This is a genomic window from Bisgaardia hudsonensis (genome assembly GCF_004345785.1).
GTDB classification, from domain to species: Bacteria; Pseudomonadota; Gammaproteobacteria; order Enterobacterales; family Pasteurellaceae; genus Bisgaardia; species Bisgaardia hudsonensis.
Genome location: NZ_SLXI01000001.1, coordinates 305,373 through 325,599 on the forward strand (window position 1 = coordinate 305,373; position 20,227 = coordinate 325,599).

The 20,227-nt window shown below is 32.7% G+C and carries 18 protein-coding genes and 1 pseudogene; 15 read left to right on the forward strand and 4 right to left on the reverse strand.

The features are described from left to right. Positions 1–63 precede the first annotated feature (63 nt). The 3 genes from purA to proA all read right to left on the reverse strand — a co-directional run bounded on the left by purA (position 64) and on the right by proA (position 4,295). Positions 64–1,362 (reverse strand): adenylosuccinate synthase, encoded by a 1,299-nt coding sequence (gene purA, locus EV697_RS01450; RefSeq protein ID WP_132021813.1) that lies wholly within the window; start codon positions 1,360–1,362, stop codon positions 64–66. Positions 1,363–1,523: 161 nt separating this feature from the next. After that, on the reverse strand, positions 1,524–2,876 hold the full coding sequence (gene lysC / locus EV697_RS01455) for a lysine-sensitive aspartokinase 3 (protein ID WP_132021814.1): 1,353 nt from the start codon (positions 2,874–2,876) through the stop codon (positions 1,524–1,526). Between the two features lie 159 nt (positions 2,877–3,035). After that, the gene (proA, locus tag EV697_RS01460; RefSeq protein ID WP_132021816.1) at positions 3,036–4,295 is read right to left on the reverse strand and encodes a glutamate-5-semialdehyde dehydrogenase; all 1,260 of its coding nucleotides are present in this window, start codon (positions 4,293–4,295) and stop codon (positions 3,036–3,038) included. 191 nt (positions 4,296–4,486) lie between these two features. Between proA and EV697_RS01465 the strand changes: the two genes are divergently transcribed. Next, positions 4,487–5,296 (forward strand): hypothetical protein, encoded by an 810-nt coding sequence (locus EV697_RS01465; RefSeq protein WP_132021818.1) that lies wholly within the window; start codon positions 4,487–4,489, stop codon positions 5,294–5,296. Between the two features lie 284 nt (positions 5,297–5,580). Here EV697_RS01465 and EV697_RS01470 read toward each other — a convergent pair whose 3' ends face one another. Beyond that, positions 5,581–6,120 (reverse strand): hypothetical protein, encoded by a 540-nt coding sequence (locus EV697_RS01470; protein WP_132021820.1) that lies wholly within the window; start codon positions 6,118–6,120, stop codon positions 5,581–5,583. A gap of 248 nt (positions 6,121–6,368) precedes the next feature. Here EV697_RS01470 and EV697_RS01475 point away from each other — a divergent pair, with 248 nt between their 5' ends. The 14 genes and pseudogenes from EV697_RS01475 to rnhB all read left to right on the forward strand — a co-directional run bounded on the left by EV697_RS01475 (position 6,369) and on the right by rnhB (position 20,225). After that, the gene (locus EV697_RS01475) at positions 6,369–6,797 is read left to right on the forward strand and encodes a type II toxin-antitoxin system RatA family toxin (protein ID WP_132021822.1); all 429 of its coding nucleotides are present in this window, start codon (positions 6,369–6,371) and stop codon (positions 6,795–6,797) included. Positions 6,798–6,820: 23 nt separating this feature from the next. Next, positions 6,821–7,201 (forward strand): RnfH family protein, encoded by a 381-nt coding sequence (locus EV697_RS01480; protein WP_132021824.1) that lies wholly within the window; start codon positions 6,821–6,823, stop codon positions 7,199–7,201. After that, complete coding sequence (locus EV697_RS01485) at positions 7,194–8,396, forward strand: ribosomal protein uL16 3-hydroxylase (RefSeq protein ID WP_132021826.1); 1,203 nt, start codon at positions 7,194–7,196, stop codon at positions 8,394–8,396. The genes EV697_RS01480 and EV697_RS01485 overlap by 8 nt, the downstream gene beginning before the upstream one ends. Further along, positions 8,389–9,795: an exodeoxyribonuclease VII large subunit gene (xseA, locus tag EV697_RS01490; protein ID WP_132021828.1), complete on the forward strand. Its 1,407-nt coding sequence runs from the start codon at positions 8,389–8,391 to the stop codon at positions 9,793–9,795. The genes EV697_RS01485 and xseA overlap by 8 nt, the downstream gene beginning before the upstream one ends. A 110-nt stretch (positions 9,796–9,905) precedes the next feature. Beyond that, positions 9,906–10,631: pseudogene (gene uppS, locus EV697_RS01495) on the forward strand (polyprenyl diphosphate synthase); the annotation flags it as partial. Positions 10,632–10,648: 17 nt separating this feature from the next. After that, positions 10,649–11,512, forward strand: a complete 864-nt coding sequence (locus EV697_RS01500; RefSeq protein ID WP_132021833.1) for a phosphatidate cytidylyltransferase — start codon at positions 10,649–10,651, stop codon at positions 11,510–11,512. A gap of 11 nt (positions 11,513–11,523) precedes the next feature. Then, positions 11,524–12,852 (forward strand): sigma E protease regulator RseP, encoded by a 1,329-nt coding sequence (rseP, locus tag EV697_RS01505; protein WP_132021835.1) that lies wholly within the window; start codon positions 11,524–11,526, stop codon positions 12,850–12,852. Between the two features lie 35 nt (positions 12,853–12,887). Further along, positions 12,888–15,269, forward strand: coding sequence for an outer membrane protein assembly factor BamA (gene bamA / locus EV697_RS01510; protein WP_132021837.1), 2,382 nt, complete (start codon positions 12,888–12,890; stop codon positions 15,267–15,269). An 80-nt stretch (positions 15,270–15,349) separates the two neighbouring features. Next, complete coding sequence (locus EV697_RS01515) at positions 15,350–15,943, forward strand: OmpH/Skp family outer membrane protein (protein ID WP_132021839.1); 594 nt, start codon at positions 15,350–15,352, stop codon at positions 15,941–15,943. Positions 15,944–15,951: 8 nt separating this feature from the next. After that, positions 15,952–16,974, forward strand: a complete 1,023-nt coding sequence (lpxD, locus tag EV697_RS01520) for a UDP-3-O-(3-hydroxymyristoyl)glucosamine N-acyltransferase (protein WP_165906455.1) — start codon at positions 15,952–15,954, stop codon at positions 16,972–16,974. 107 nt (positions 16,975–17,081) lie between these two features. After that, complete coding sequence (gene fabZ / locus EV697_RS01525) at positions 17,082–17,543, forward strand: 3-hydroxyacyl-ACP dehydratase FabZ (protein ID WP_279432113.1); 462 nt, start codon at positions 17,082–17,084, stop codon at positions 17,541–17,543. Between the two features lie 18 nt (positions 17,544–17,561). Beyond that, positions 17,562–18,350 carry an acyl-ACP--UDP-N-acetylglucosamine O-acyltransferase gene (lpxA, locus tag EV697_RS01530; protein ID WP_132021843.1) on the forward strand — a complete coding sequence of 263 codons (789 nt, stop codon included), beginning with the start codon at positions 17,562–17,564 and terminating at the stop codon, positions 18,348–18,350. Between the two features lie 104 nt (positions 18,351–18,454). After that, positions 18,455–19,639 carry a lipid-A-disaccharide synthase gene (gene lpxB, locus EV697_RS01535; RefSeq protein ID WP_132021845.1) on the forward strand — a complete coding sequence of 395 codons (1,185 nt, stop codon included), beginning with the start codon at positions 18,455–18,457 and terminating at the stop codon, positions 19,637–19,639. Then, positions 19,632–20,225 carry a ribonuclease HII gene (gene rnhB, locus EV697_RS01540; RefSeq protein ID WP_132021847.1) on the forward strand — a complete coding sequence of 198 codons (594 nt, stop codon included), beginning with the start codon at positions 19,632–19,634 and terminating at the stop codon, positions 20,223–20,225. Before lpxB ends, rnhB begins: the two co-directional genes overlap by 8 nt. Positions 20,226–20,227 lie beyond the last annotated feature (2 nt).

Genomic DNA, 20,227 nt, shown 5'->3' on the forward strand with positions numbered 1-20,227 from the left:
ATTAGAAAAAAAGAACCGCACTTTAGGCGGTTCTTTTTGTTTTACTGTTATTTTGAAAAGTAACTATTCTTCAAAAGGATCTCTCAATATCATTGTTTGTACACGATCTGGACCAGTTGATAAAATATCAACAGGTACACCAGTCACTTCCTCAATACGCTTAATATAATTACGAGTATTTTCTGGAAGAGCATTGACATCTGTAATACCAAAGGTATTTTCTGTCCAACCAGGTAAGGTTTCATAGATCGGCTCAACTCCTTCCCAGTCTTTTGCTGCTAGAGGAGCATATTCAACAATTTTTCCGTCTGGCATTCTATAACCGACACATATTTTGATTTCATCAAATCCATCAAGCACGTCAAGTTTGGTCATACAGAAACCTGAAATAGAGTTTACTTGAATAGCTCTACGTATTGCGACAGCATCAAACCAACCGCAACGGCGAGGGCGTCCTGTTACTGCCCCAAATTCGTTACCTTTACGAGCGATTTCTTGTCCTACTTCATCAAATAATTCTGTAGTGAATGGTCCGCCACCGACACGAGTACAATAGGCTTTTACAATACCTAGAACGTAATTAATATGACGAGGCCCTAATCCTGATCCGGTAGATACGCCGCCAGCGGTAGTATTTGAACTAGTTACATAAGGATAAGTACCTTGATCGATATCCAACATTGTGCCTTGAGCACCTTCAAATAAGATGTTATCGCCATTTTTACGAGCGGTATCAATAATTGTTGTTATATCTGCTACCATTCCAGTGATGATATCCGCAACAGCAAGAACTTCATCTAGTGTTTTCTGATAATCAACCGCTTCAACTTTGTAATAATTTACAAGTTGGAAATTATAGTATTCTAAAATATTTTTAAGTTTTTCAGCAAATGCTTCACGATCAAATAGATCACCAACACGTAATCCACGACGAGCGACTTTATCTTCGTATGCTGGGCCAATACCGCGGCCGGTTGTACCAATTGCTTTTTTACCTAAAGCGACTTCACGGGCTTTATCCATTGCTACATGATAAGGAAGAATTAGAGGGCAGGCTTCTGAAATTAGTAAGCGTTCACGTACGTTTACGCCACGAGCTTCTAGTTCCCCCATTTCTTGCATTAAAGCAGATGGAGAAAGTACGACTCCATTGCCAATTAAGCAAGTAACATTATCTCGTAAAATACCTGATGGAATAAGACGAAGAACCGTTTTTTCGCCATTAATAATTAGTGTATGTCCCGCATTATGACCACCTTGATAACGTACTACATATTTAGTACGATCGGTAAGTAAATCAACAACTTTGCCTTTACCTTCATCACCCCATTGAGCGCCTAAGATAACAACATTTTTTCCCATATACTCCGCCTTTTAGCTTTGGTTTATTTAGTAATAACGAACAATCGGCTACTTTACTATTTTCCGATATGAATCTCAACGTAAAAAATCATTTTCTTCGCATTTTATCTGATAAAAAGCTATCTATTCTAGTTAGTTTTTATTAAGAATTATAGCGTATATTATTCAAATAATTTTTTGTGTAATATACGAACAATATCATCAGCTTCGCCGCTAGAAACTAGAGTGCATACATTATTTGGGCTTGCTCCGTAGCTTATCATCCTTACATTATATTGATCTATAGCATTAAAAATTTGTTTTGCAATTCCTATTGATGTATGCAAATTATTTCCAACTAAAGCAACCAAAGCGAGTCCTGTATCAATATTAACGTTAGCCACTTTTTCCAACTCTAATAATAATTCAGGAGAAAGTAATTCCGTTTTAGAAGATGTTGAACCTTTTAGATCTAATGTCAAGGCTACACTCACTTCTGATGTTGTTATAGTGTCAACAGATATTTTATGTTTTGCTAATATTGAAAAGATATGTGCTATAAAACCTTGAGCATGTAGCATACTCAAACTTGTTAATGTAAGTAATGTTTGTTCTCTTCTTAATGCGATAGCTCTGAATGTTGGTCTTGGTTGTGGATCGCTAATCACCCAAGTTCCCCCTTCTTCTGGAGATTTACTTGAACCAACATAAACAGGAATATTACTTCTTACCGCAGGTAGTAATGTTGCTGGGTGTAAAACTTTTGCTCCAAAAGTAGCCATTTCAGCAGCTTCAGAAAAACTTATAGTGTCTATTTTTTTGGCATTTTTAACAATTCGTGGATCAGTAGTGTATATACCCGCAACATCAGTCCAAATTAATACATTTTTTGCATTAAGCACTTCAGCAAGCAATGCTGCCGAGTAGTCACTTCCACCTCGACCCAAGGTTGTCGTTTTTCCTTCAGAGTTTCTACCTATAAAACCTTGTGTAATGATTAATTCACCTTCATTAATTAATGGTTTTAAAATAAGATCACTGTTTTTCTGTGTGACTTCATCATTTGGAACTGCTTTACCAAATTGGCTATCAGTTGTAATGATTGTTCTTACATCAATCCAAGTAGCTTTAATGTTAAGTTCTGCAAGTAATTGAACAAAAATTAAGGTTGACATCATCTCACCTTGACTAATTAATTCATCAGTAAGTGCGGGTGATGTAGCAAGATTTGCCGCTTCAGAAAGGTTTTCGATAGTTTTTAAGATAAGGTCAATTTTAAGCTTTATTTTTGAACTATCTTTTAATTTAATTAATATCGCTTCTTGAATTTTTGTTATCTCTGATATTAATTGTTTTTGTTTTTCTATGTCGCAGCCTCTAGCAAGCTCTACGAGTAAATTTGTTACACCAGCAGAAGCAGAGAGTACTACTACACGAGTATTCGGATCAGATATAATAATTTTTGCACAGGATTGCATTGCTTCATAATCTGCAACACTAGTCCCTCCAAATTTAGCCACAGAAAGAGCAGACATAATAATTGTTTCCTTAATTTTTAGATAATAAATATTGTGTAACTAGTTTATAAATAACGATTAATATAAGCTTTGTCAAATAAAAAATTATTTTAATAATTAATTATTAAATTTTTTAGAAATTATATATCAAATACAATTTTTTATTAGATAGATGATCTAAGTTCTAATCGTATAATTTCCAATACCAACCCATTTATATGAGGTTAACGCTTCTAATCCCATAGGGCCTCTTGCGTGTAATTTTTGTGTGCTTACAGCGACTTCAGCGCCTAATCCAAATTGTCCGCCATCGGTAAATCGGGTACTAGCATTTATATAGACTGCCGCAGCATCAACTTGCTGAATAAATTGATGAGCGAGTTGTTGTGATGATGTTAGAATCGCTTCGGAGTGTTGTGTTCCATATTCAGAGATATGTTCAATAGCTTGATTAATATCTTTTACAATAATTACATTAAGATCCAAGGAACCCCATTCTTGACGTAATGCTTGTTCTTCAATTTGAGAAACTGGAGCATTTACGCTTTGTAGAATTAAAAGTGCGGTCTTATCTGCGTGAAATTTTACATTTTTATCTTTTAATGATGCGGCAAGTTTAGGTAAGAATATATTAGCTATGTTTTCTTGAACTAATAACGTTTCCAATGTATTACAAGTGCTTGGACGTTGCGTCTTTGCATTTTTTATAATATCTAAGGCGCGCTCTAGGTCAGCACTCTGTTCTACAAATGTATGGCAAACACCAACACCACCAATAATTACAGGTATGGTTGAATGCTCTTTACAAAGTTTATGCAGTCCTGCTCCACCTCGAGGAATAATCATATCAACATATCGATCTAATTTTAATAATTGTAATACAAGCTCTCTATTAGAATCATTGATTGATTGTACTGCATACTTCGGTAAGTTTGCTTGTTGTAATGCATCTTGAATGACTTCAACTAATACTTGATTTGAGTATTTTGTTTCTTTTCCACCACGTAAAATAACAGCATTTCCTGTTTTTAAACATAGTGCTGCAACATCAATAGTTACATTAGGACGAGCCTCATAGATTGTTCCTATGACACCTAAAGGTACTCTAATTCTTTCTATTTTGAGTCCACTATCTAATGTACCGCCATCAATAATTTTGCCAACTGGATCGGTTAGTGAAACAATATGACGCACATCATTCGCGATATTTTGTAAACGTTCAGTGGTTAATAATAAGCGATCAATTAATGCGTCTGATAATTTATTTTCTTTCGCTATTTTTATATCTTTTTGATTTGCTAAAAGAATTTTTTCAGCTTGTTGTTCTAGCTGATCGGCGATAATTTTTAATACGTTATTTTTTTCTTTCTCAGAAAGTTGAGCTAATATGAATGCTGCTTTTTTCGCTTGTTTTCCTATATCAATGAGATTAATCATTTTTTAACCTTATTATCTATAATTTTTATTAATCAGAAGAAATTTTATTATTAGTTAGATGAGTATTTTAGAGGTCAATAGCGTAAAATACTACCAAAAGATTAAATAAAATTATCTTAATTTTGACCAATAGCATAAATTTATTACATAATAGACCATCACTATAATTAAATTTTTAATTTGGAAGGAATATGTTTGAAGAAAAAGGTCATAAAAAGCTCATTATGTTATCAATTTTACCCGTTTTTATTATTTTAGGTATTGATATTTTTTCAATGATTTTACAAGGTCAGCCAAAAGCACTTTCTCATCTGAATGTCGCAGTACTTACTGCTCAATGGATTTGTCTTTTGGTCTTTATTAAAGGTGAAATCTGTAATGGGCAAAGGGCAAGGCTTATAAATATTAATTTATATTTTCTTATTTATTGGACCGTTTGGCTGATCTTGAGTGTATTTTCCAATTATCACTATATTTTAACTGATATTGTTAGTTTATGTGGTATTGCAACAATAATTGCAATCTGGCAACAACCAACAGATCCTCAAATGAGGAAGTCAATTTTAGTTATTGGTGTACTATTAGCTGGATTAGCTACCATTACTTCATTATTTATATTTATTGAATTACCTATATTTTATGGAATATATTATAATGTTTTTGCTCAAATTTTAACGGGTATTATTTTAGCAAATTTAATGTTAGTGATTTCAAAAAATCGTTTACAGGGGTTTATTTCTTTATTATCTATTGCAATAATCATTGGCTTACTTGTAAATGCAGTATTTATATTAGGTATGCTTGGATATGCATACATTAATAACTTTAATTTTATTAATGAATTTGCTTGGGTCGTTTATTTCTTATTTCATTTAATGATAGCTTGTATTGTAGGAATGCATATTTTCAAAGGTATTAGATTAGAATACTTAACATTAATCATTTTACTGTTTATTAGTGCTAATTTACCTATTTGGGGGATTTTTTCTTCGATTAAGTAGTCTATATAAAAAAGCATTCAATATATTGTCCTTTTAACCAATCATTTATGATCATAGATTGTATTATTTTGCAGTATGTTAGCGTAATTATAAAAATTATTCTGTTTTTTAGTAGATAAATTGTTAAAAAGTAATGTTTTTATTATATATCAATTAATTTTTTGAGGTATAGCTGTAAATTTCTTAGAAGAATTAGAAGAGATAGTTTTGAGGTGATGGGGGAAATCTCTTCAGCGATTAGAATTAACGCTGACCACTGAGGAGATTTATATTTAGATCTTAAACTATTTATTTTTAGAAAAAGCTTTTTCTATATCTTCAGGAGTTGTAATAACAAGCTTTGAATCATCCGCAAATATTATTTTTCCTGCTAATGTTTTTGATTTAAGTTCAGTTTTTGGATTCAAAATCAATTTTCTTACATTTTCAGGATAATGAATTGCTAATTTAGTTAATGTAATTTTTTCGGAAGAATTTGCTTGTAATGTTTTTTCGAATACTGCGGGAACATTTGTAATATCAATAATAGTTGATTCGGCGGTTAAAATATTAAACCACTGGATTTCTTTTATTGCTTTATTACTAATATTTTCCAACGTATAGGCAAAAGAAACAAAATCGTTACCTTTTTCATCTTTTCCTATAAAACGTTGTTCTGGAAGAATCCTTACGGTCATGTTAAAAAGTTGAAGTGCTTGGTCTTTTACTCCTTGAGATTGAACTGGTAAATTTTGTTGTTTCTGACTATCTTTATCATAACAAGCAGTAAGTAAAGTAGCACAAGCAATTAGTGTAGTTGATAAAATTGTTTTTGTTAATTTCATAAATAATGACTCTTTTGAATATTGTTAATAATTTAGTCCTTATGACAATAGATAATGATAGAAAATATTTGATACAAGGTCAAATAAAATACTTATATTGAGAGGTGCTTTACATTAGATATACTTTTGATGGTAAAGTCTAGTTATTTATATATTTTTTAGAAAATAATAATTTTTTTAATACACAAACTACTATTTTAGTTATACTATCAATTAGTTAATAAAATTTATAAACAGAATGCAAAATTATGCTAAAAATCAACCAATCTTCTTTAGTTTCTTATAGTGCTGATAAAATGTACGAATTAGTTAACGATTATGAAAAATACCCTGAATTTGTGCCAGGTTGTATTGCGAGTAGTACGATAAATAAAACTGATTCAGAGCTTATCGCAGAGCTTGTAATTAAGAAAGTAGGTATTTCTCAATCTTTTACTACTCATAACAAAATGAAAGAGAATACCTCAATTACAATGCAGTTAGTTAAAGGTCCTTTTAAATATTTACAAGGTCAATGGTTATTTGAGGAAATAGATGAATATTGTTGTCGTATTAGTTTAGAGCTAGAGTTTGAATTTTCTAACCCTATTATTGATGTTACATTTAGGAAAATTTTTACTGATTTAACGAGCAAGATGATTGAGGCATTTAAACAGAGAGCAAAAGATGTGTATTAATCGACTAAGTAAAAAGGAATTCAATTGTGGCAAAAATTAATATTGAAATTGCTTATGCTTATCCTGACCATTTCTATTTGAAATCATTTAAAGTAGAAGAGGGGACAATGATTCAACATGCGATTTTACAATCCGGAATTTTAGCTCAATTTACGGAAATTGATTTGCGAGAAAATAAGGTAGGTATTTTTAGTCGTCCAGCTAAGTTGACTGATTTGCTTCAAGAAGGGGATCGCATAGAAATTTATCGCCCTTTACTTGCGGATCCGAAAGAAATTCGTCGTAAACGAGCTTTAGAGCAACAGCAAAAACAAAAAGAACAAGAAAATATTAAAAGAGCAGATAAAAAATTAGAGAAAGATCTACAAAGAAAATCTTTAAAAAAGGAATTGAATAATGACTAAATTTTGTTTACCGGATCATATTACACCAGAAATATTTTTGCGTGATTATTGGCAGAAAAAACCTTTATTTATTAAAAATGGGCTTCCTCAAATTGTTGGATTGTTTGAACCTGATGATATTATTGAATTATCACAGTCTGAAGATGTAACATCAAGATTGCTTAAACAGATTTCAGAAGATAAATGGACTTTAAAAATAAGTCCTTTAAATAAAAAGGATTTTCGTGATTTACCTAAGAAATGGTCTGTTCTTGTTCAAAATATGGAACAATGGTCAACTGAATTAGGCGAGTTATGGAATGCCTTTGGATTTATTCCACAATGGCAACGGGACGATATTATGGTGTCATATGCACCAAAAGGTGGTTCAGTAGGAAAGCATTATGATGAGTATGATGTTTTTCTTGTACAGGGTTATGGACACCGACGTTGGCAATTAGGAAAGTGGTGTGATCCTAGCACTTCATTTAAAGAAAATCAGCCAATACGTATTTTTGATGATATGGGTGATATTATATTTGATGAAATAATGGAACCTGGAGATATTTTATATGTACCGTCCCGTTTATCTCATTATGGCATTGCTCAAGATGATTGTTTAACATTTTCATTTGGGTTGCGCTATCCTAATTTATCTTCTTTATTAGAAAATATCAGCGATATTTTTACCCATCAGAATTCTCATGTTGACTTGAACTCATTTAATATACCTTTACGATTGACTCCTAATCCCCAAGATACGGGTATGTTAAGTGAAAGTATGATTAGCCTGATGAAAAAGCAGTTATTATCACGATTAATTGAATCTTCGGAATTTGATCAGCTATTTTCTCAAGTTGTTGCAAAAACGGTTAGTAGTCGGCGTTACGAAGTTTTACCAACAAATGAAATGGTTGATATTGATGAAGTTCGTTTTATGTTAGAAAAAGATAATATGATCCTAAAACAAGATAATAATTGTAAGTTGCTATATAGGGAACAACCTTTAGAAATTTATGCAAATGGTGAGTTATTAGATGAACTTAATCCTTTAGAGTCCGAAATATTGAAAAGATTGTCTAATGGTGAAACGATTTCTTTTGAGGATTTAAATAAACTGGCTTTAGATACAGAAGATCAAGAAACAACAATCGCATTATTATTAGACAGTATTTGTAATTGGATTGATGATGGCTGGGTTTTATTAGATGAGTGAACAACTAATTTATTCTGTAACGCAACTGAATCAGTCTGCAAAAAGAATGTTGGAAACGCAATTCGGGTTGGTTTGGTTGACGGGAGAAATTTCTAATTTTACTCAACCAGTTTCAGGGCATTGGTATTTAACTTTAAAGGATGAAAACTCACAAGTGCGTTGTGCGATGTTTCGTATGAAAAATGCTAGGGTACTTTTTCAACCTAAAAATGGTATGCAAGTCTTAGTAAGAGCTAATGTGAGTTTGTATGAAGCAAGAGGCGATTATCAACTGATAATCGAAAGTATGCAAACCGCAGGGGAAGGCCTATTACAACAGAAATTTGATGCGCTAAAAATGAAGTTAGCGAGTGAAGGATTATTTGCACAAAATTTGAAAAAAAAACTACCGCACTTTGTAAAAAAAGTAGGTATTGTTACCTCTAAAACAGGGGCTGCGTTACAGGATATTTTAAATATTTTAAAAAGACGGGATCCCACGTTAGAAATTATTATTTACCCTACTTCAGTTCAAGGAAAAGAAGCTACAGCAGAAATAGTACAGATGATCGAATTAGCAAATCAACGTGAAGAGGTTGATGTATTGATTGTTGGACGCGGTGGTGGCTCTTTAGAGGATTTATGGTGCTTTAATGAAGAAAGTGTTGCCAGAGCAATATATAATTCTTTTTTACCTATTGTGAGTGCAGTTGGGCATGAAACAGACATTACTATTGCTGATTTTGTGGCAGATATGAGAGCTCCTACACCTTCGGCTGCTGCTGAATTGGTTAGCCGAGATAAAAAGGAATTATCGCAACAAATAGTCTATTATCAACAACGTTTAGAAATGGCGTTAGATCGTATTTTTAATCATAAATTACAAGATTTAAAACAAATCCGATTACGTTTACAAAATCAGCATCCTTTGCGACAGTTACGTTTCCAACAAGATTATATGCAACAACTTACCTATCGTTTGAATACGGCTATCAAATATTTATTAGAGAAAGAAAATTATCAATTTACTACGTTAAATGAACGGTTATTGAAAAATCCTTTACAATATCGATTACAGAAAAATAAACATAAGATTGAAATACAGCAAGAGCGATTATATAAAATACCGTTGTTTTACTTTATTCAACAACAACGACAATATTTATTACAATCAAAAATACGATTAAACACATTAGTTAAAAATAAGATTGATAAAGAACAATATACTTTGTCTAAATTATGTGCAAATTTAGATGGCTTAAGTCCATTAAAAATACTGTCCAGAGGATATGCTATTGCCGAAACTAAAAAGGGGATTATTATACGCAATATTAATCAAGTTAATGCGAATGAAACAATAAGAACTATTATTTCTGATGGGATAATTATTAGTAAAATAGACGAAATTAGACAGAGATAACAAGATTGTATTGAGCTTTGCTACAGGATATTCGTCGAGGAGTTATTCATAGAAAGTTTAAAAGAGTTGTGATATAGTCGCTACCAAAATATTATGGAAAAAATAATTCAAATATAATGATAGAATTAGATACAAATAATATCCCTAAGCATGTTGCGATTATTATGGATGGTAATGGTCGCTGGGCGAAGAAGAAAGGAAAAATGCGTATATTTGGGCATAGAAATGCCTTAAATGCTGTACGAGAAGCAGTTTCTTATGCTCGAAAAATTAATATTGAAGTGCTAACACTGTACGCATTTAGTAGTGAGAATTGGAAAAGACCCGCTCAAGAAGTTGCAGGGTTGATGACTTTGTTTATGCAAGCCTTAGAAAAGGAAGCAAAAGAATTAAATAGCAATGGAATTAAGCTAAATATTTTAGGGAATAAATCTCAATTTAGTGATAATTTACAAGTAAAAATTACGCAAGTTGAAGAATTAACGAAAAATAATACAAAATTAATATTAAATATTGCCGCTAATTATGGTGGTATGTGGGATATTACTCAAGCGACAAAACAAATTGCTACAGAGGTAAAAGAAAATAAGATATTAGTCTCTGATATTAATGAAAGTTTATTGCAACAGTATTTATGCACACAACAACAGCCTAATGTTGATTTACTGATAAGAACAAGTGGTGAGCAAAGAATTAGTAATTTTTTATTGTGGCAAATCGCTTATGCTGAATTATATTTTTCAGAGGTGTTATGGCCAGATTTCAATGAACGAGAGTTTAGTCAAGCGGTGCTGGCATATCAACAACGAGAACGTCGTTTTGGCTGCTCAGAGTAATAAGTAAAGGAGTTTTTATGCTTAAAGAGAGAATATTTTCAGCAATTATTTTAATTATCACAGTATTAGTTGCTTTATTGCTGTTTTCTCCTTTTTATTTTGCATTATGCGTTGGAGCTATTGTTACCTTAGCTGTATGGGAGTGGACTCAATTTGTTCAGGTAAAAACTGGTATTTTTCGCTTTTTAATTAGTGGATTAGTTGGCGCTTTCCTTTTTCTTTGGTTATTTGGTGACATACAATATTTGAATGCTGGACGGGTTTTTATTGATTATGCTCAACCTTTACTACTTGCATCTATCATTTGGTGGAGCATAGCATTTTTATTTGTGATAACTTATCCACGAACAGCAAAAATTTGGAATAAATCTGTTATTTTACAGATCGTATTTGCATTTTTGACATTAATTCCTTTTCTCATTGGTGTGTTACATCTACGTCTAGATAATTATACTGAAGATCATTATCATGGTGTTTTATTATTACTTTATGTTTGTATTTTAGTTTGGTCGGCAGATTCTGGCGCATATTTTGTTGGTCGCCAATTTGGAAAGCATAAGCTTGCTCCAAAGGTTTCACCTGGAAAAACCTGGCAAGGTGCTATTGGTGGATTGGTTACGGCTGGAATTATTGCAACTATATTTATTCAATTTACATCAGAAACATTATTCTCAATTTCAACCTCCTCATTTATTTTACTTTCTATCTTTACGGTGGCTATTTCAATTTTAGGTGATTTGACTGAGAGTATGTTTAAACGAGAAGCAGGAATTAAAGATAGTAGTCAATTAATACCAGGTCATGGTGGGGTTTTAGATCGCATTGATAGCTTAGTTGCGGCAATACCATTTTTTACATATTTTTATTTCTATGTTTTTTAAGGCTATATAATATGTCGTTTTTTTGGTCTTTAGGCTCTTTTATCATCGTTATTGGTGTGCTTATTGCCGTACATGAGTTCGGTCATTTTTGGGTAGCAAGAAAGTGCGGTATAAAAGTACATCGTTTTTCATTGGGATTTGGTAAAGTTATCTGGTCTAAGGTTGATAGGCAAGGAACAGAATTTGCGATATCAATGATCCCGCTTGGGGGCTATGTAAAAATGCTTGATGAACGCTCAGAAATAGTTCCTGAACATTTAAAATCACAATCATTTAACAGTAAATCTGTTCTGCAACGAGCATTAGTGGTAAGTGCTGGGCCTATAGCTAATTTTATTTTTGCTATTATAGCTTATGTTGTTATTTATACTATTGGTATTCCAACGGTAAAGCCTGTAATTGCAGACATATCTGCCTCTTCGATCGCGGCACAAGCTCAACTTAAAAAAAATTTACAAATATTAGCAATTGATGGTACGTCTGTGTCTGATTGGGAAAGTATTAATATGCTTCTTGCTACGAAGATGAGAGAACCTCAAGTTATTTTTACAGTTGAAGAATTTGGTTCAGATATTGAACAAGAAAAAATATTAGATTTGACTAAATGGACATTTAATCCTGAAAAAGAAACTGCATTTGAATCATTAGGTATCATTCCTGAGCGAACTAAAGTGGAAATGGTATTGTCTAAGGTACTAGATAATTCTCCGGCAGCAAAATCAGGCTTAAAAGTTGGCGATAAAATTTATCATAAAGATGGTTCATTAATAGTATGGCAAGAGTTTATTTCTCTTGTTCAACAAGGGGTTCCGATAAAATTAAAAGTTGAACGAGATGATTTGGTTTTATCAAAAATATTGGAGCCTGAGCAAAAGGATGGTAGATGGTTTGTTGGAATATCGCCAACAATACAATCTCTAAGTGATGAGTATCGAACAGAATTAAAATATGGTATTTTTGAATCATTGCAAAGAGCAGTTGAAAAAATATTTCAATTATCTTGGCTAACGATCAAAGTGATAGGTAAGTTACTTATAGGTGATTTATCATTAAATAATTTAAGTGGTCCTATTTCTATTGCGAAAGGTGCGGGTGTATCTTCTCAAATTGGATTAACTTATTACTTAAGTTTTATGGCATTAATTAGTGTAAATTTAGGTATTATGAACTTATTACCATTACCGGTTTTAGATGGTGGACATTTACTATTTTTATTTATAGAAGCGATAAAAGGTAGACCATTATCGGAGAATATACAGGATTTAGCGTATAGAATTGGTGCAACTTTGCTATTGATGTTAACAGCATTTGCATTGTTTAATGATTTTTTACGTTTATAATCAGTTAATGTTTTTATTACAGGATTAAATTAACAATGAAAAAACTTTTAATTACGAGTCTATTATTTAGCTCAACAGTTGCATTTTCTGCTCCTTTTATTGTACAGGATATTCGAGTGGATGGTGTTCAGGCAGGAACAGAGAGTAAAATATTATCAGGATTGCCTGTTCGAGTAGGACAAAGAGTGACAGATAATGATATTGCTAATGCTGTTAGAATTCTGTTTATTCGGGGGTATGATAATGTTACAGCTAATCGTCAAGGTAATACTTTAGTAATTTCTATTCAGGAGAATCCAGTAATTGCAGATGTTATTTTGGATGGAAATAAAACTATTCCAGATGAAGCATTGAAAGAAAACCTTAACGCTAATGGATTTGCTATTGGTGATGTTTTAAATCCCAATAAATTAGAGGAATTTAGAAAAAGCATTGAAGAGCATTACAGAAGTGTTGGTCGATATAACGCAAAAGTGGAAACCGTTATTAATACTTTGCCAAATAATCGTGCAGAAGTTAAGTTACAAATTAAAGAAAATGATGTGGCTTTATTAAAATCAATTACTTTTGAAGGGAATGATGCTTTTTCTGATAGTAAATTGCAAGAGCAAATAGAACTCCAACCTGATGCTTGGTGGAAATTATTCGGTAATAAGTTTGATAATACCCAATTTTCAAAGGATATGGGTACATTGCTTAATTATTATCTCGATAGAGGTTATGCAAAAATAGAGATTAAAAATACAGATATTCAATTAAATGATGATAAAACGGAGGCGAGAGTTGTTGTCAATTTACAAGAAGGAAATAAATATACAGTAAGTAGAGTTCGTATTGTTGGTAGTGTAGGTGGAATTGCTGATGAATTATCGCCATTATTAAAAAATATTTATATAGGTGATACGTTTAATCGTAGCGATGTTGCTAATGTTGAAAATTTAATTAAAGCCAAGTTAGGTGAACAGGGATATGCAACAGCACAAGTAAATGTTAGTCCTGTATTTGATGATAAGGAGAATACAATTGATATTACTTTTGTTGTTGATCCGGGGCGTCGTTATTCCGTAAGAGAAATTCGTTTTGAAGGCAATACCGTTACTGCAGATTCCACATTACGTCAAGAAATGCGTCAACAAGAAGGTACTTGGTTATCTTCCCAACTAGTAGAAATTGGTAAGGTACGCTTGGAGAGAACAGGATTCTTTGAAACAGTAGAGTCTAGAATGGATACTTTACAAGGTATAGATGATCAGTTAGATGTGGTTTATAAAATTAAAGAGCGTAATACTGGTAGTATTAATTTTGGGATTGGCTACGGTACAGAAAGTGGATTTAGTTATCAAGCAAGTATAAAGCAAGATAACTTTTTGGGAATGGGATCATCTGTTAGTTTATCTGGAGCTCGTAGTGATTTTACGACTAGTTTAAATTTAAATTATAATGAACCCTATTTTACTAAAGATGGCGTTAGTTTAGGTGGTGGAATTTTTTACGAAGATTATGATAACTCTAAGAGTAATACTTCTGCTAGTTATAGCAGAACGAGTTATGGTGTAAATGGCACCTTAGGCTTTCCTGTTAATGAAAATAACTCTTATTATTTGGGGTTAGGTTATCGATATAACAAGTTAAAAAATGTAGCCAAAGAGTTTAATCGAAACTTATATAGATTGTCGATGAATTATGATAATTCTTGGAATTTTAAATCAAATGATTTCGAATTATCATTCGGATGGAATTATAATAGTTTAAATAGAGGTTATTTCCCAACATCTGGTGTCATTGCTAATTTAGGCGCTAAAGTAATGCTTCCTGGATCAGATAATAAGTATTATAAAGTGAGTTCTTCAGTACAAGGTTTTTATCCGATTGATAGAGAACATAATTGGGTATTATCTGGAAAGTTATCTGGATATTATGCTAATGGTTTTGGCGGTAAGCGTTTACCATTCTATGAAAATTATAGTGCGGGAGGAATTGGTAGCCTAAGAGGATTTGCCTCTGGCGGTATTGGTCCTAAAGCTATTTATCATAGAGATAGATGTAATAAAAATGCATCCAGTGAATATGTGTGTCCAAGTGAAGATGTTATTGGTGGAAATGTAATGGGATTAGCTAGCCTTGAGTTAATTGTCCCTACTCCGTTTGTAGCAGATAAAAATCAACGCTCAGTAAGAACTTCAGTATTTGTTGATGCTGCGACAGTTTGGAATAGTAAATGGAAATCTGACGGTAAATCCATTTACCCAACTTTACCTGATTATGGTGATCCTAGTCGTATTAGAGCTTCCGCGGGCGTTGCTTTACAATGGAATTCACCAGTTGGTCCTTTAGTATTTTCTTATGCTAAACCAATTAAGAAATATGAAAATGATGAAATAGAGCAATTTCAATTTAGTATTGGCGGAACTTTTTAGATTTTTTATCATCTAAGTGAAGACCTACCATATTTGTGTAGAATAAATTAATTTTTAAATATAAAAGGAAAATTTAAAATATGAACAAAATAGTACAGTTAGCAACACTTTCTTTAGCATTAAGTTCATCTATTGCAATGGCGGAAGAGAATATTGCATTTATTAATGTAGATTATTTATATGTAAATCATCCAGCAAGAATGGTTGAATTGAAGAAATTAGATGCTGAATTTAAAGAACCAGCAGATAAGTTAAAGGCAGAAGAAAAAAAACTTGCAGATAAAAAAGATGCACTTGAAAAAGAGATCGAAGATAAAGTAAAAAAATTAGAAAAAGAGGCTCCTAAACTAAGAAGTGCAGATATTAAAAAACGTCAAGATGAAATTACTAAATTGGCGGAGAAAAGTGATGCTGAATTTAAAAAATTAGTGAGTGAACATCAAAAGAATGTTGCTGATTTTCAAGCTCAGGGTCAAAAACGTGAAAATGAGATTAACCAGAAGTTATTGGCTGATATTCAGTCTGCAACTAATAGCATAGCTAAAGCTAAAAATTATACTATTGTTCTTGATGGAAAAACCGCAATTTATGCAATAGAAGGTAAAGATATTACTGAGGATGTATTAAAAGCCATCCCAGAGCCAAAGACAGCAGAAAAACCTGCGACAAAATAGGTTAAATAATGAAACAGTATTCTTTGAAAGAATTAGCTGAACAAATCGGTGCTACTATTAGAGGTAGTGCCGATACCTTTGTTTATAAAATTGCTTCTTTAGATAAAGCGACTTCAATGGATTTAACCTTTATTTCTAATTCTAAATTTAGAGATTCTTTATCCACATCGTCAGCAGGAATTTTAGTTGTGTCAGAATCCGATGTTGAATTTTGTTCTGAAGATAGCAATTTACTTATTGTAGAAGACCCATATTTAGCTTATGCCATTTTAGCTCAGTATATGGATGTTACCCCAAAATCAGCCTATGATATATCGCCGTCTGCTGTTGTTTCAGATAAAGCAACTTTAGGGGATAATGTTTCTATTGCGGCTAATGCTGTTATTGAAGATGGTGTTGTATTAGGAGACAATGTTTCTATTGGAGCAGGCTGTTTTATTGGGAGAAATGCTAATATTGGCTCTAGTACTCAATTATGGGCAAATGTTACTGTTTATCACGATGTTATCATTGGAAAAAATTGTTTAATTCAAGCAAATACTGTGATAGGTAGTGATGGTTTTGGGTATGCAAATGATAAGGGGCGTTGGGTTAAAATTCCTCAAACTGGTTCAGTTATTATCGGAAACAATGTAGAGATTGGGGCTTGCACTTGTATTGATAGAGGGGCTTTGGATTCTACTATTATTGAAGATAATGTGATTATTGATAACCTTTGTCAAATAGCACACAATGTTCATATAGGGACTGGAACTGCTATTGCTGGCGGTGTAGTTATGGCTGGAAGTCTAAAAGTTGGGCGTTATTGTCTGATTGGTGGAGCAAGTGTGATTAATGGTCATATGGAAATATGTGATAAAGTAACTATTACTGGTATGGGGATGGTTATGCGACCAATTACTGAATCTGGTATTTACTCTTCAGGTATTCCATTACAGACTAATAAGAAATGGCGAAAGACTGCTGCATTAACGTTAGATATTGATAATATAAATAAAAGACTGAAATCTTTAGAAAAAAAATTAAAATAATAAAATGTACCACTTCAAGTGGTACATTTTGTATTGATGTATGAAATAACGTATAATTATTCTCAGTTTTATTTTATAGTTTATTATTTTAAAAGGTATATATTATTGTGAAAACTGAAAATACAGTTAACAAAGTTATTGAAGCAAATGAGATTATGCAGTATTTACCACATCGTTATCCGTTTTTATTAGTGGATAGAGTGGTTGATTATGAAGCGGGTCAATGGTTAAAAGCAGTTAAAAATGTCACGGTGAATGAGCCTTGTTTTACAGGGCATTTCCCTGAACAACCTATTTTCCCTGGTGTATTAATATTAGAAGCTATGGCTCAAGCAACTGGCGTATTAGCTTGTGCTACACATGGATCGTTAAATGACGAGCTATATTATTTTGCTGCTATTGATAATGCTCGTTTTAAACGTCCTGTTTTACCTGGTGATCAAATTGTTTTAGAAGTTCATTTTGTTAAAGAGCGTCGTGGTATTACACGCTTTACTGGTGTAGCTACTGTTGATGGTAAAGTTGTTTGTGAAGCTGATTTAATGTGTGCACGTCGTCCAAAGCAATAATGTAGGGAGTTTTTTTATATGATCCATCCAAGTGTAAAAATTCACCCATCTTCGATTGTTGAAGATGGTGCTAAAATAGCTGAGAATGTTATTATTGGTCCATTTTGTATCGTGGGTCCTAATGTCGAAATTGGAAAAGGAACAGTTTTGCATTCTCATGTTGTTATAAATGGTATGACAACCATTGGCGAAGATAATCAAATATTCCAATTTGCAAGTATTGGTGAGGTCAATCAAGATTTAAAATATCAAAATGAACCAACGAAAACAATTATAGGTAATAGAAATCGCATTCGTGAAAGTGTTACTATTCATCGCGGTACTGTACAGGGCGGTGGGGTGACTCGAATCGGCGATGATAATTTATTTATGATCAATGCACATATAGCTCATGATTGTCAGGTTCGTAATCGTTGTATTTTAGCAAATAATGCAACTTTGGCTGGCCATGTTGAATTAGATGATTTTGTTATTGTTGGTGGAATGTCTGCTATTCATCAATTTGTAATTGTTGGCTCTCATGTGATGCTTGGTGGCGGATCTATGGTTAGTCAAGATGTTCCTCCTTATGTTGTTGCACAAGGAAATCACGCTCAACCGTTTGGCGTTAACTTAGAAGGTTTAAAACGTCGAGGCTTTGAAAAAGCAACTATGCATGCAATTCGTAATGTGTATAAGTTAATTTATCGTAGCGGTAAAACCATAGAACAAGCATTACCAGAAATAGAGCACTATGCAAAAACAGAAACTGCAATTAGTTTATTTTTGGATTTTTTCAAGCGATCCACTCGGGGAATTATTCGTTAATATATAAATTATCTGGAAAAAAGACCGTACTTAATCAAAGTGCGGTCTTTTTTTATGATAAACTTTATCTAGTCTTGGTTAAGTAAAATAGAGAAATTAACGATATGCAAGAAATTAAAATAGGTATTGTCGCAGGTGAGGTTTCTGGTGATATTCTCGGTGCTGGATTAGTCCGCAGTTTAAAACAGTCTTATCCTAACGCAAGATTTTTTGGAATAGCTGGTAAACAGATGCAAGAGGAAGGCTGTGAAACACTGATTGATATGGAAGAAATCTCCGTAATGGGATTGGCTGAAGTAATTAAACATTTACCAAAATTACTAAAAATTCGTCGTACGGTTATTGATAAAATGCTGTCAGAAAAACCAGATGTATTTATTGGTATTGATGCACCTGATTTTAATCTTGATATTGAAATGAAGTTAAAATCTCAAGGAATTAAAACTATTCATTATGTTAGCCCTTCTGTCTGGGCTTGGCGTCAAAAACGTATTTTTAAAATTGAAAAAGCAACAAATTTAGTGCTAGCTTTTTTACCTTTTGAGAAAGCGTTTTATGATAAATTTAATGTGCCTTGCCGTTTTATTGGACATACTATGGCTGATACTATTGCATTAAAACCTAATCGTTTAGATGCTTGTAAAATTTTAAATATTGATCCTGAATTACGTTATATGGCGATATTAGTGGGGAGTAGGGGCTCGGAGGTGGAGTTTCTAACTGAACCATTTCTTAAAACTGCATTATTATTAAAAGAAAAATATCCAGATTTACATTTTTTAGTCCCATTAATTAATCAAAAACGCCGTCAGCAATTTGAAGAGATAAAATCAAGAATAGCCCCAGATCTCGATCTGATCTTATTAGATGAAAATGCCCGTCAAGCAATGATTGTTGCCGAAGCTACATTATTGGCTTCCGGTACTGCTGCACTTGAAGCAATGTTATGTAAATCACCAATGGTTGTTGGCTATAAGGTGAAACCGATAACATATATGTTAGCCAAACGGTTAGTTAAGGCGAAATATGTTTCTTTGCCTAATTTGTTGGCTGATGAATTATTAGTGCCTGAAATGATCCAAGATGATTGTACACCAGAAAAATTAGCTCAAGCATTATCTGTGTATTTAGATTGTGAGGAAAGTGCGGTACAAAAAAGGCAACAATTAATCCAAAGATTTACAATGTTACATAAATCAATTCAATGTGATGCAGATTTGCAAGCTGCTCAAGCAGTTGTCGATATGATTGAAGATAAGGATAAAATGGAGAATGTTGACAATGAGTAATTTTATTTATCCTGATTATGATGTTATTGCGGGCGTTGATGAAGTAGGACGAGGACCTTTAATTGGAGCAGTTGTTACTGCTGCGGTAATTTTAGATCCTAATAATCCAATTGAAGGATTAGCAGATAGTAAAAAGTTATCTGAAAAAAAACGCTTAGTCTTAGCTGAGGAAATAAAAGAAAAAGCACTTGCTTGGAGCCTAGGGCGAGCAGAGCATCTTGAAATTGATGAACTAAATATTTTAAATGCAACGATGTTAGCGATGCAACGTGCAGTAAAACAATTAAAAATTCAACCGCACTTTATTTTAGTTGATGGAAATAAAAGCCCTGATTTTGATATTCCTTCTCAGTGTGTGGTTAAAGGGGATAGTTTAGTTGCTGAAATTAGTGCAGCCTCAATTTTAGCAAAAGTAGCAAGAGATCAAGAAATGCTAGAGTTAGATAAACAATATCCAGAATACTGTTTTGCTCAACATAAAGGGTACCCAACAAAATTACATTTAGAGAAACTCAATAAATATGGTGCACTAGATCAACATAGACGTAGTTTTTCTCCTGTTAGAAAATTATTAGAACAAGTATAATA